General features: G+C 35.7%; 19 protein-coding genes. 3 read left to right on the plus strand and 16 right to left on the minus strand.

The window, feature by feature from the left end:
- Position 1: 1 nt before the first annotated feature.
- Genes J3T98_RS02565 through J3T98_RS02585 form a run of 5 tightly spaced genes read right to left on the minus strand, consistent with a single transcriptional unit; the run spans position 2 to position 3,502 of the window.
- Positions 2–745 (minus strand): gp53-like domain-containing protein, encoded by a 744-nt coding sequence (locus tag J3T98_RS02565; RefSeq protein ID WP_267362060.1) that lies wholly within the window; start codon positions 743–745, stop codon positions 2–4.
- A complete protein-coding gene (locus J3T98_RS02570) occupies positions 745–1,398 on the minus strand; it encodes a DUF2612 domain-containing protein (protein WP_267362061.1) in 654 nt (217 codons plus the stop codon). The genes J3T98_RS02565 and J3T98_RS02570 overlap by 1 nt, the downstream gene beginning before the upstream one ends.
- Positions 1,391–2,509, minus strand: a complete 1,119-nt coding sequence (locus J3T98_RS02575) for a baseplate J/gp47 family protein (RefSeq protein ID WP_267362062.1) — start codon at positions 2,507–2,509, stop codon at positions 1,391–1,393. Before J3T98_RS02575 ends, J3T98_RS02570 begins: the two co-directional genes overlap by 8 nt.
- Positions 2,493–2,855, minus strand: a complete 363-nt coding sequence (locus J3T98_RS02580; protein ID WP_065635028.1) for a hypothetical protein — start codon at positions 2,853–2,855, stop codon at positions 2,493–2,495. The genes J3T98_RS02575 and J3T98_RS02580 overlap by 17 nt, the downstream gene beginning before the upstream one ends.
- Positions 2,852–3,502: a Gp138 family membrane-puncturing spike protein gene (locus tag J3T98_RS02585; RefSeq protein ID WP_267362063.1), complete on the minus strand. Its 651-nt coding sequence runs from the start codon at positions 3,500–3,502 to the stop codon at positions 2,852–2,854. Before J3T98_RS02585 ends, J3T98_RS02580 begins: the two co-directional genes overlap by 4 nt.
- A gap of 73 nt (positions 3,503–3,575) precedes the next feature.
- On the opposite strand from J3T98_RS02585, the gene J3T98_RS11200 reads away from it, so the two are divergent.
- Positions 3,576–3,758 carry a type II toxin-antitoxin system HicA family toxin gene (locus J3T98_RS11200; RefSeq protein WP_065563028.1) on the plus strand — a complete coding sequence of 61 codons (183 nt, stop codon included), beginning with the start codon at positions 3,576–3,578 and terminating at the stop codon, positions 3,756–3,758.
- A gap of 21 nt (positions 3,759–3,779) precedes the next feature.
- The gene (locus J3T98_RS02595; protein WP_267362064.1) at positions 3,780–4,226 is read left to right on the plus strand and encodes a type II toxin-antitoxin system HicB family antitoxin; all 447 of its coding nucleotides are present in this window, start codon (positions 3,780–3,782) and stop codon (positions 4,224–4,226) included.
- A 150-nt stretch (positions 4,227–4,376) separates the two neighbouring features.
- On the opposite strand, the gene J3T98_RS02600 is transcribed toward J3T98_RS02595, so the two are convergent.
- From J3T98_RS02600 to J3T98_RS02610, 3 genes are all read right to left on the minus strand, one after another.
- Complete coding sequence (locus J3T98_RS02600) at positions 4,377–4,565, minus strand: hypothetical protein (RefSeq protein ID WP_267362065.1); 189 nt, start codon at positions 4,563–4,565, stop codon at positions 4,377–4,379.
- 46 nt (positions 4,566–4,611) lie between these two features.
- Positions 4,612–5,382: a KilA-N domain-containing protein gene (locus J3T98_RS02605; protein WP_267362066.1), complete on the minus strand. Its 771-nt coding sequence runs from the start codon at positions 5,380–5,382 to the stop codon at positions 4,612–4,614.
- An 80-nt stretch (positions 5,383–5,462) separates the two neighbouring features.
- Positions 5,463–6,248 (minus strand): HNH endonuclease signature motif containing protein, encoded by a 786-nt coding sequence (locus J3T98_RS02610; protein WP_267362067.1) that lies wholly within the window; start codon positions 6,246–6,248, stop codon positions 5,463–5,465.
- A gap of 89 nt (positions 6,249–6,337) precedes the next feature.
- Between J3T98_RS02610 and J3T98_RS02615 the strand changes: the two genes are divergently transcribed.
- Positions 6,338–6,757 (plus strand): helix-turn-helix domain-containing protein, encoded by a 420-nt coding sequence (locus J3T98_RS02615; protein ID WP_267362068.1) that lies wholly within the window; start codon positions 6,338–6,340, stop codon positions 6,755–6,757.
- Positions 6,758–6,887: 130 nt separating this feature from the next.
- Here J3T98_RS02615 and J3T98_RS02620 read toward each other — a convergent pair whose 3' ends face one another.
- From J3T98_RS02620 to J3T98_RS02655, 8 genes are read right to left on the minus strand one after another with little or no spacing between them, the layout of a single operon-like run.
- Positions 6,888–7,205 carry an SHOCT domain-containing protein gene (locus J3T98_RS02620; protein ID WP_267362069.1) on the minus strand — a complete coding sequence of 106 codons (318 nt, stop codon included), beginning with the start codon at positions 7,203–7,205 and terminating at the stop codon, positions 6,888–6,890.
- Between the two features lie 36 nt (positions 7,206–7,241).
- The gene (locus J3T98_RS02625) at positions 7,242–8,066 is read right to left on the minus strand and encodes a phage protein (protein WP_267362070.1); all 825 of its coding nucleotides are present in this window, start codon (positions 8,064–8,066) and stop codon (positions 7,242–7,244) included.
- Entirely contained in the window at positions 8,035–8,376 is a 342-nt protein-coding gene (locus tag J3T98_RS02630) for a phage baseplate plug family protein (RefSeq protein ID WP_267362071.1), read from the minus strand. Before J3T98_RS02630 ends, J3T98_RS02625 begins: the two co-directional genes overlap by 32 nt.
- Before the next feature lie 29 nt (positions 8,377–8,405).
- Positions 8,406–9,128, minus strand: a complete 723-nt coding sequence (locus J3T98_RS02635; RefSeq protein ID WP_267362072.1) for a phage baseplate protein — start codon at positions 9,126–9,128, stop codon at positions 8,406–8,408.
- Positions 9,128–10,906: a phage tail protein gene (locus J3T98_RS02640; protein WP_267362073.1), complete on the minus strand. Its 1,779-nt coding sequence runs from the start codon at positions 10,904–10,906 to the stop codon at positions 9,128–9,130. Before J3T98_RS02640 ends, J3T98_RS02635 begins: the two co-directional genes overlap by 1 nt.
- Positions 10,906–11,043, minus strand: a complete 138-nt coding sequence (locus J3T98_RS02645) for a hypothetical protein (protein WP_267362074.1) — start codon at positions 11,041–11,043, stop codon at positions 10,906–10,908. Before J3T98_RS02645 ends, J3T98_RS02640 begins: the two co-directional genes overlap by 1 nt.
- A gap of 8 nt (positions 11,044–11,051) precedes the next feature.
- Complete coding sequence (locus tag J3T98_RS02650; protein ID WP_267362075.1) at positions 11,052–11,468, minus strand: phage tail assembly chaperone; 417 nt, start codon at positions 11,466–11,468, stop codon at positions 11,052–11,054.
- Positions 11,468–11,899 (minus strand): phage protein, encoded by a 432-nt coding sequence (locus J3T98_RS02655; protein ID WP_267362076.1) that lies wholly within the window; start codon positions 11,897–11,899, stop codon positions 11,468–11,470. The genes J3T98_RS02650 and J3T98_RS02655 overlap by 1 nt, the downstream gene beginning before the upstream one ends.
- Positions 11,900–11,906: the final 7 nt, after the last annotated feature.

The raw sequence follows: 11,906 nt of genomic DNA on the forward strand, positions 1-11,906 counted from the left end.
TTCATCTCCCCACTGCAAACCAAACTAATCTGCCAGCAACAATTGTGTCTCTAATCAATCGCTCAAATAGAGTGCCCGTAAAATATGTTTTGGTTCTCGTCTGTTCTGTCACAAAACACGCATCATATCGATACGCAGCATTAAAAAAACAGCAATATTCATTAAACGCCACAGGGAAAACAACAGTAAAATGCGCGAAATCGGTAGTTTGTGCTATGCTAATTTCGCCCCACTGATAAATAAATCCATCAGGAGAACGTCGAAACCCCGTCGAATTTTGATAATCATTTTTTAAAATCAATTCGGAATTGTTAAACAACGGTGTTTTTTTAAAACTAACCTGTTCACCTACCTCATAAATAGGTGCCCCTGCATTGATTTTTTTCTGAGCAGGCAATGCATTAAAATCATCCGCCTGTAACTGTCTCCATTTTGATTTATTTTTAGAAGGATCAACATTATCATTTTCAGCTAACGCAATGTACAAAATGCCTTTATACTTGATGATCGCATTCACTGGATAAATCACGCTTTCGCTCCACTCTGATATCCCCTGTTGTAATAAATACAGCATATTTTTATCAATGCGGTTAAATGCACCATTCATCCATTCCATTGGTGGTTTCGAGCCTGTTTGCTCAATAGTTATCCCCCACCCTCTGCTCACATCTGGAAAGTCCGAAACTTCGCCTTTTTTCGCAGATTCGGCAAAAATTAAATAATCTGGTTTTTCTTGAATTTTCATTAATTAATTCCTATTTCTTGAAGTCGTACAAATTTACCTAAGTTAAATCCATATGATTGGTTATCATGCTCAAATCCGAATGGTTCGTTATTTACTAAAACCAAATAGCGGTACATAACTCCAACAGGTCGAACTAAAATATCCATTTTACTTATTGCGTATAGCGTTAATGAATTAAGTTGATCGCTATTTACCAACACGTTCATCGTCATATCTTGCGCATCGATGATGTTTCCATGTTCGCCGATAATGAATTTAATTGAGTTAACAATATTTGATATTTCGCCAGTTTGGTGGTTTTTTGAAATTCGTGCTTTAATGAAAAAACGAAAATCACTATCGTTCAAAACGACTGATGCATGTAATGCATCACCATTTCGATAAAACTCACCAACATTGAATGAAAGCGCTGTGTCGTCTTGTAACCACCCAAAATACTCTTTGGCAATTGCTGTTGGTAAAACGCGAAATACACCAACATGACGACCAACCAAATCAAGCGCATAACCTGTCGCCTTGTCAATATTGAGAATATCTGCTAATTGAACAACATTTTTAAACGTGTTATCGGTTTCTGTGTAGATAGCTCTAATCGTACCCAACGCCTTGGGTTTAGTGCGATATTGCCAAATAATGAAATTGTCTCTACTCAATTAGCACCTCGACATTGTTTATCTGTGCATATTCTCTATAACCGATATTTGCTATATTTGAGCCATTAACTGTTAGCTCTTTAATATAAAACCCGTCTACTAAATTAATGCTTGATATGATGCGTGATGCGTAAACATTTTCGCCGATGTCAAAATCAAGATTTTTAAGGTTGCTTTTGATTTGCTCAGTATTAATATCGTTAAATGATTTATAACGACCAATTACCATTGAGACGTTGATATCGACCTTTTTGGGTCTATCGAAATGAACTCTACGGGGTATATCATCTAACAGATAAGACGTTTCAATTTCCCCGAATAGCCCACATCCGCCAATTTTCTTCTTGGTGATCACTTCCGCTATTTTTTCTTCAGCACCACCCAAAATAACAGCATTAAATGAGTGAGCAGGCACACCTTTTTCATCAGTTTTATTCGTGTAATTTTCATATACAACACATTTAGTCACACCTGTTATATTCATTAATGAAGACTGTATACCTTGCCGATCATCGTAGTTATTAATTGAGTGCGATAACATAAACCTTTTTAAAAGTTGCTCGTCCGTTTCTTCGTCAACACCACCATAACTTTTAGTGTTCGCAGTGACCTTATCTACACCAATGATTATTGTGCTTGGCATGAACTCGTCCATTGCGTTAACACTATAATTACCTAGTTCTAACGACCTAAATTTGACACGAGCGCTACCTAAATTGTTCAACGTTATTGATTCTGTCGTCACCCATTTATCTTTGTTTTTATCGATATAGATTGAATTGTTCGGTATTGTCGTTTTCGGTGAGCCTGTAAAAATCACTTCATCAATATAAGAATAAGATGCAGTAATTCGGGTTATTCCTGCATACATCGCACGTTGTTCTAACCAATGTCCAGTTGCTTGGTACGGGTCTAACATTTGCACCATAAAAGAAACAGCTTGATGTATGTTTGCAAGTTCTTGTGAAAATAACCCTAATAATTGGCCGTCAGGAGTATCGCTATCGAGATTGACGTCATCACCGTATATCGATTTAAATGCAGCAACTAATCTTTCTTGAATTGTATAGATATCATCGATTTCAATACCTTTTTCACTTATTTGTAACATTGAATGATGCCTCGTTGGTTTTATTGAATTTATCGGTATATGTGATTTGAATTAGAAATTGTCGAGTGTCGCTATCTAACAAAATGTCGAAACTATCGATATTTACAACGCCATCAACTTTAAAAACTTCTGTTCTTACATCAATTTCTAGTTGTTTTGTATTAGGGTTTTTAGTTAGATAATCAAACCAAGCTATACCGTCCTCACGATTTAAAAACCAGTCTCTTTTTAGTGCTAATAATTTGGTTTTCACGCATTGCGCTATTGCATCAGAATAATCTAAATAGTTACCTAAACCGTGCCCAAACGTCCAATCGTGATTATTATCTAAGCCTCTAACTATCATGTCGGTGCTCCTGTTTTATCATTGCCACTTTTTACATCTGTGTGCGTGTGCGTATTCAAATCAATACCTTTATTGGTTTTAACATCCTGAGCCGTTATCGTGCCAGAGCTATTTGTATTACCATCTGTTTGATTGTAGCTACCGATTTGATTCGTATTTCCCTCATGCTCAATATTCCCTTTTATATAGATTGTTCCATTTGTAAGCCTTATATGTGTCGATCCGTCGTCAGTTTGCATCGAAAGGCCATCATGATAAAAATCAGGTATTTTATTTGGCACACTATTGCAACCGACAATAAAAAAACCGTCACTTAAGTCGTTAATTCGATTATCAAGCGGTTTTGATGCATTACCCGATGCAAACCAACCATCTATACAACGGCTAGAAAAGATAACAAGTCCCTCGTCACCTGCTTTTATCGGCACAGTAATACAAAATCCGCCGGCGTGAGGGAATTGGGCGGGGACATCTACCAACGGTGGGATAGTTATTTCTTGCCCGTTTGCAACAACTCGATTGACCATTACTTGACAGCTAACAGTATGACCATCAAATGAAATAACTTTAGCTGGCAGCGCAGTGTATACATTCGATTGAGCGCGCTTTATTTGATTCTCAATTGCTTGAAATAGTGAATCTGTCATAATTTACCTAATCAAAAAAACATTGACTTATGTGTATATGTGTGTATAATTGTTTTCAGGTTAGGAGGTAAACATGAAATCAACTGACCTGATAAAGGAGCTTACTAATGCAGGGTGTGTTCTGAAACGAGTTAGAGGTAGTCATCATATGTTTTACTCACCAATAACTAATAAAACGTTTCCAGTGCCTCATCCAAAATCGGATTTACCGATTGGCACAGTAAGATCAATCAAAAAATCGGCGGGGCTTTTATAGCCCGCCACCTTTGGAGGTATTATGTTTTTTACTCTTGGCATTGAAACACCGAACGATAGCGACACAGCTTACGGCATTGTCGTACCTGCGTTATGTGATAATAAATATAGTTGTTATTCTGCTGCCGACAAAGAAAGCGATATCCCAGCAATGGCAACAGAAGCTATCTTGTTAACTGTGCAAGATATGATTGAATCAGGCGATTATGATGTCAAAGATATTCATAATGATCATGTCTCGTATAAAAATAACGATGAGTACGCTCATTGCGATACGTGGGTCATTATTGATGTTGATTTGTCATCATTTGTTGGTAAACAAAAAAGAATTAATATCACATTGCCCGATATTCTTATCGATAGAATAGATAACGCAGTTAAAGCGCCAAATTCTTTTTATAAAGATCGAAGTAATTTTTTGGCTGAAGCGGCTATTAATGAATTAGCGTCACAAAATAGACTGCGTTGATAAATTTTAGTTGTTAATCCATCATTTTCTGGTTTATCCCTGTGTATACAGGGAACACTCTTATTATAACCTATTGTTTAATAATTAAAATAGCAGAGCCGGATTTTTTACCAGCTCTATAACCTAAATTAGGATAACCTAATAACTTTTCTAAACCACCGACTTAGAATCTTCAACTAGTCGCAAAGCGCAATTAACCAAGTCTTGTAATAACCAGAATATATTCGATTTATCTTCACTTTCATTAACGTTACTTCCCATGAGATAGGCTAATGATTTCGCTTGCTCTAAATTTTTAACTATTATTTCATAGTCGAAATTATCAATAATGTGTTTCATCTCTACATCCTCAAGTAGCCCCTATTTCGGGGCTTATAATAATTGGTTAAGCGATTTCTTTATTAATAAGATGATTTTTGATTACATCCATTGCTTTTTCGTTATATCTAAAAGTTTCAACTTGTTTATCAGATGAGCGAGATTTATCTAATACGAAAATCCCGTAGCCTTCTGTTTTTAAGTTCAGCTTATTAGCTATACGACCAATTTTATTTGAAGATATGCCGAGCAAATCTCCTACTTCGCTTGCCGAAAATGTTTTGTTTTCAAGCTTAGGAAGCGGAATAACATTTTTACCTGCAATCGGGTTAATAGTATCTGCATAGATAGCCTGCTTAGACTGTTCGCTCAAATGTGGCAGATTACTAAACATTTTATCTAATGCTCTGACTGATAATTCCATCGCTTTGGCTTGTCGATATTCTGGTAGATAAGATTTAAAAGGCTTTTGTATATTTTTTAATTCGCCCTTTTTATAATCTAAAAATACTTGATTAACCATTAACTGGAATTTGGGGCTAATCCAACCAGCGTAAGATACCGCTAGAAGTTCGTGGGCGAAAGTGCCTTGATGAGTTCCACCTTTTATGGATTGAACAACCGATACCGAGATCTCGGTATCGCTCAATTGTCGCTCAAGTTCTAATATAAGCTCTTGAGTGCCTTGCAATGATAGCCAGTAGCTAGGATTGTTTTTCTTTTCTCCTCCGCTCGCCTTGTGCAGAGCATTAAGATTATATCGACCTTCTTTATCGGTTGTAATAGAGATTCCTGCTATTACTGGACAATTGAAGTTATTTGTATTAATATTAGTCATAAGTTTAATCCTTATTTTATCGGTTTGTGATTAACTTGATGTGGGCTTTAACTGTTGGCGCAGTTAGAGCCTTTAGTTTTTTAAATACCTGCAATTTTCTTTTCTTCCTCTGTTAATGACAGCTTTACTCTGTTAATTAGTTCTAAACTAAGATTTCTGTCATTTTTAATAGTTGAATTCTCAAGGATAGATTTCATCCAATCGGGAATTCTAGCTGATACTGGTACTTTATTTTCTTTCAATTTTTTCTCCTTATTTGCTAAATATTGATTTACTTCTGCTATACCTGAAAACCTTCTATAATGAGTAGTACAGTCTGTTGATAAATGTCTTTTATATTTATTAGCTGGTGTAGGAATATCTTCCTCTCCCCATCCTGCTGCAAATCGCTGATCTAAAGTTTTCGCATTGATTCCAAAAAGTTCAGCCCATTCATGTAGCGTTTTTATTTCGTTTCTGTATTCATAATAAACAGTCCCCACTTTTCTCTTCGGGTCAAAATTAGGATCTTGACTAGCCCACAAACGCCAACCTACACTTTTTCTACATCTTTCAGCGCAATCTTTTGCGTTGTCAGACGGAGAACCAACATATAAATGTTCAGGATTACAGCATGACGGATTATCACACATGTGCAATACCCAAAAATTTTTGCTATTTTGAGGTATAGCACCATAAGCTAATTCATAAGCAACTCTATGAGTAGCCCAAGAATATCCTTCAAACCAAATCACACCATAACCATCATAATTTTTTGCTCCAGTCCACTCATGACAACCATTTTCAGATATGGATAGTTTAGATTTTAATTTTTTATCTAATCCAATATGATTGCTAATTAAAGATATACTTTTCCTGATTTTCATAATTAATAATTAAATGTCTTAAAGTGTCATGGAATGTATAGTATACTAATACTAATTATTAACTACGTCAATACATTTCAATACTATTTATGACAAATAATGACACTTTTGCAAAACGATTAATACAAAGACGAGCTGAACAAGGCTATTCTCAAGAAGAATTATCTAAAATTTCTGGTATAGCGGCTGCCCAAATATCAAGATATGAAGCAGGCAAAAATAAACCTAGAGCCAATATAATAGCTAAACTTGCCGAAGCATTAGATATATCATTTGATTGGCTTGCTTATGGTGATAATACAAATATTATTTCTATAGCTGATACCAAAAATAATCATCTTTTTTATTACTATTTAAGGCCAAATACAAAAAGTCAAATTGAAGAAATTTACAAATCTTCAGGTATGACGCTTGAAGAAATAATAAATGATCTACTTTCTATTGGTTTAAATGAGCTGCTTTCTACTGCTTTAAAAGCCCATAAAAAAAACAAAACTGAGAATTTATAGCTTATAACTCATACTGCAATAGCATAACCTTATTCTCTAAACTTTGTATTTTTCTCTATTATTCATAAAACACCTTATTTTAGATATTAAAAAACCCTCTTAGAGGGTTTGATTATTTGATAAATTCACTTTATTGTAATAATTTTTTTTTGTGTAATTCAAATTCTTCTTGTGTTAATGCTCCACAATCTTTTAAATCATTTAATTTTTTTAGCTCATCAGCCACTGAAAGATGTTTATTTTCAATTGACGATTGACTGGTTTTAGATTCAACTTTACTTGGATTAATGAGCGAATCACCCTGACATAAAGGACATCTTTTTTTATAAAGTGGAATAAATAAAACCCAGATGAATCCAGTGAATATAATACCGATGAGAGTTCCAATGCCAATTTTTCTTTTTGGGCTTACGTTTCTGTGGCAAAGAGTACAATATTTTATAGCCATTTGATTTCCTTATTTTTATGGGACAAAATCATTATATCAAATCGCGCCAAACTTTCCACGCGTAAAAACCAGTTTGCTGTGCCAGTTCGTGCCGTATAAGTCGCCGTTATGCTCTATTGATTTTACTTTGTAATCGCCGTTATATTCAGTTAATACAGATTCAACACGAACAAGCGAACCAATTCTATAATGCGGATTGCATAGCGTTGTAACTTCTAATCCATCATTGCTTTTTTTGGGGCTTCCAATCATTCCTGTATTTCTAGAAATAACCCAGCCCTCGTTATTAGCAAGGGCTTTATTTTTAGGAATAACAACTAGCTGATCATCTTGTATAGACCAGTCCGCATTATTGTTAATAGCGATTTTATGCATAGCTTCGCGCGTATCGCACATCATCACTTTACCGCGAGGCAAAACTCTATCATTGGGTAAATCAATCGCGCCCTTTTGAACACCAAAACTGCTCACAGCTTCATTTAAAAAGTCGCTATCTTTCTGTCCTTTCTGCATTGTTTTGACTATTGTTTTTTCGGTATAGGCTCGGTGTCCGTCACCGCATCGCATCGTTGTGATGATGTCCTGTCCTGTCAGTTTATTTTCAACTGTCAAAATATCACCACAAAATATCAATCTTAATACATCTTCTTTATAGCAGACTGATAACTCTAAAAAATGATATTGTTTACTCGTAATGAGGTTACGATTTGACGCATTGAGATTATAGACTGATATTTCGGCAGTATTTGGCTCTGAAGATAGTGTTTTTTTGATAGAAAACGTAACTCTAAGATTATTAATAACAATGCTTTCTTTACGATTACCTATTTTAAGCTCTAAAACCCTGCCGAATTGCCGCACGATATTCTTCCTTAGTCATTATTAATAGTTGCATACGATTGTTTAGATCGTCTTTAGATATCGCATTAATACCCAATCCTGATTTGTCATCCAAAACCAACACAAACGGTAAGTTGAACTCAATTAAAGATGGACTACCAACAGATAGCCCTTTATTTTTTGTTATATACTCGTCATTATCGATATCAAATAAATCAAATTGATATCCTGTTGATATTGCGTTATATCTCAACGTTAATCGCAAATTCATATCGTATAAATTCAGCGTCTGTTCTAGCGTATCGTCATTCGTTGTTTGTATAATGTGCATTTCATGTTCTCCTCCCAGTAAATCATTACTTACATTTTTGCTACTCTGTCTAAAACAGCTCTTTTTGCTTCACCAGCAACCTCTTTTGGTTGAGTTTTTCCCAGATTTCTTGTTTTTGGTTTTGGTATATTTAAACCGCTAGCTGTCTGGGTATCTACAATAAAAATCTCACGAAATGTTAATACAAACTCGCCACTTGTATTTTGCTTTTGAGTCAGTCCAACGGATGTAAGTATCATGTTTTTATACTGCCGTGTATTTGTTTGTAGCGTTACAGGCTCACCACTTCGCTGTATTGCTAATAATTTTTCGTGTGCATCAGCGATGCGATTAGATGATAAACTATTTAAAAGTGGTGATTGATAATCTGGTAAAAAATCAGCTACCACTTGATTAACTGCTTTTGCGCCTGTTCTAAAGTGTGATGCAAAACGATTTACCATACTCTCCGCCTGCGCCGTTATTGTTTTTATTGGCATTGGTAGCGGATAATCTGAAAAATTGAAACCCAATAAATTATCAAATGAAAATGTATTAGTTTCGTATCCTACGACCAAACCATAAACAGTCACCTCTTTAGGGTCTAATACCGCATGGTCTGCAATGTTAGCCCCGTTTTCAATCGGATTTTCAGTTACCCTCAGCTTTGATGCGTGTTGTTCAACAGTATTAATATCGAGACTAAATACCGTGTTCTCGGTAATTATCAAACCGCTGTCTTTTGATGATTTATTTAATATAGATTGAAACATTAGTTAGATCCCAAAGCTGTTTTTGTGTTATCTGCTAAATTGCGTATCTCTTTCTTAGAAACTTTATTCAATCTATCAAAACCCTCTTGTGGAGTCGTGACGTTCATTGTGTTATTTATAGTTACTGCATTGTTATTGTTTACATTTTTGTTAGATGATGTAAGCTTACTAAATTTTGCATTGTCTGTGCTGAGTTTGGCTCGAACTAATCGCTTGGTCGTGACTTCAACCTCGTTATCGTCGTCACCTCCTATCCCTAACCACGATAATGCGCCTTTTATTTTGCTTTTAATTGAATTAATAAATCCATAAAATTTATCCTTTATCCAATTAATCGCCTTTTTAAATGGCGCTGTAATTGACTTATGAATTTTTGAAAACGTTTTAGCAAAATTTTGTGTAGTTTTGCCTGCATCATCAATCCAAGTTCCAAATAATCCCTTGACAAACTTCCACGCAGACTTAAACGGCCATGTGATGAAATCCCATATTGCCCACAACGTTTTACCTATCTTGTCAGTTGTCGAGGTAGTGTCATCCTCCCAAATGTCAAATAAATCATTTACTAATTTCCAAGCTGCTTTGAAAGGTGCGGTAACAAAGTTTATGATAGCCTTAAATGTCTCTCCGATAGCGTTAACAACATCACCAGCATCAATGCCTAGCCAATCCATGATCGCGCAGATAGCCTGATACGCCATGCGAAACGGGAAAGTAAGCACATCAATAATAAAATTGAAAATTTTACCAATTCTATCAACCGTTTTACTTGCCCCTTCTTCTGACATCCCAAAAAACATTAATATGCTCTTAAGTGCTTTTGACAATAACGACTTAACGCCCGATATTAGCGATTTAAAACCGTTTACTATCGAATCAAACAGGCTTTTTGATAATGATTTTATTTTTTTAGTGTCGCCAGACCATAATGCCTTAAGAAATTCCCAAAACGTTTTAGCAAATTCCCAAGCGGCTTTAGCTCCATCAATGAATGGTTGCCAGTATTCACCGAAGAGACTTTCACCACCTTCCATGTAGACCATAAGGTCATCAATCAAAAGCATTAGCGCAGTTAATAAGCCTAGGATTATGCCCAGTGGGCTAAATAAAAAAGCCCTATTGAGCACTGCCCAAGCAATACCAAGCGCAATAATTGCATTTTTCCAACCTATAGTGTTTGTGATAATCATATTAAGGAATCTGTAGTAATTCATAAAAACCTGAATCACCATCCCTACGACCTGTATGATTTTAGTAATGCCGTTGGCAATAAGTTCTTTATTTATTGTCAGCCAATTACGAAATCCAGCAATTAAATTAGTCAGTGCGGGTGCGAGATTTAACGCAATCTTAGTTTTTATGCTATCAAGTGCCAATCCTGTTTTACTCATTTCGCGTTTATAGAGATCAGCTTGTTTAAGCTCCTTTTGTGAAATTTTGAACAGCGCATCTTTTTTGGTAGCCAATTCCTTAGCTTTGTCAATTGCGTTATTAAACGCGCGTAATATCTTTTTACCGTACAGTACAGATACCGCAGTTAATCCGATAAGAACAAGTTTTAATTTGCTAAATTTTGATTTTGCTTCCTCAGCAGATTTACCTGCCTCTTCCGTTGACTCCTGAGTTTGCTGGATCATCTTATTTAGACCATCCTGCATTTCATTAGCGGAATCTGATAGCGTATCAGCACCTGACTGTAGCAATGCGATAATGGCGGCAATTTCACCAGCTTTTGAGGCGTCAACGCCTATTTTTAACAAAAATTCCTCTAAAACCATTATTGCGCCTCGTGCTGTTGTTTTTCGGCTAGTTTAATTTCAGCTATCACATTATGCATATCAATAACATCATCAAGAGAATAGACGGTCCGAAGTTCATGGAGTGAGGCGTATTTATTTACAATAACACCCCACACAAACCAATCTACATCGCTTTCTTCGCTATCTCCTCCAAGCTGAGCGTACTTAGATTGGACAATAGACCACTTGGTAAAAAACCCAAAAAATGGAATTTTATTCCCTCAATAATGATTTGATAATAATGGCTTCGATGTGTATTGAAAAATTCGCCTGCTTCTTGCGGTTTTTGAAACAGTATTTTTTTACCGTTCTCATCTATCGCAGTAACATAATCAAGAATGAATTTTTCTATTTCAGCAAATTGGTCAGAACCGATATTTGATGCTAGTTGACCAATGTCAAAACCCGATTTATTACCTTCAAATGAAAAACAGCCCTGAAGTAGGGCCGTTAATTTTTTTAGGTATTTATTTGATTTGAAAAAATCTGCTTGTGTGAATGTATAAACCACATCATCAATAGTAAAATCTGTGCTTTGCATTATAAACCGCCTTTAATGTCAAATTCTGCTTTAGTTGCTTTAAATGTCCATGTTACGCCGTTGTGTGACGTTCCGCGTGCGTGTGTTGGTGGTGTTGTAAACCAGCAACCAGTTAGTAAAAACTCATCGCCATTGCGCAAATCTTTGTACGTAATTAATTTACTCGTCGCCGTGGTCGGATTGTTAATTTGAGCATTGCGTAACTGATTTAGTTTTTGGTTAGTTTCAGAATGCTGTAAAGTTTTAATAGTTACTGTTGCGCCACGATTGCAAGAGTGAACAAATACGCCCTTGCCATTGATGCCATATGTAATATCACCGTCGTCGCCAATCGGTGCGATACTAATAGCATCTTGTGCATTCTCGTAGCCTGTAATTTCCGTGCCGTCGATAGTCAAAACGGCATCTTCTAAAGAAAATGATTTAGACATAAAAATC

Origin of the sequence: Gilliamella sp. B2772, assembly GCF_026536985.1 — a bacterium.
Lineage (GTDB): Bacteria > Pseudomonadota > Gammaproteobacteria > Enterobacterales > Orbaceae > Gilliamella > Gilliamella apicola_E.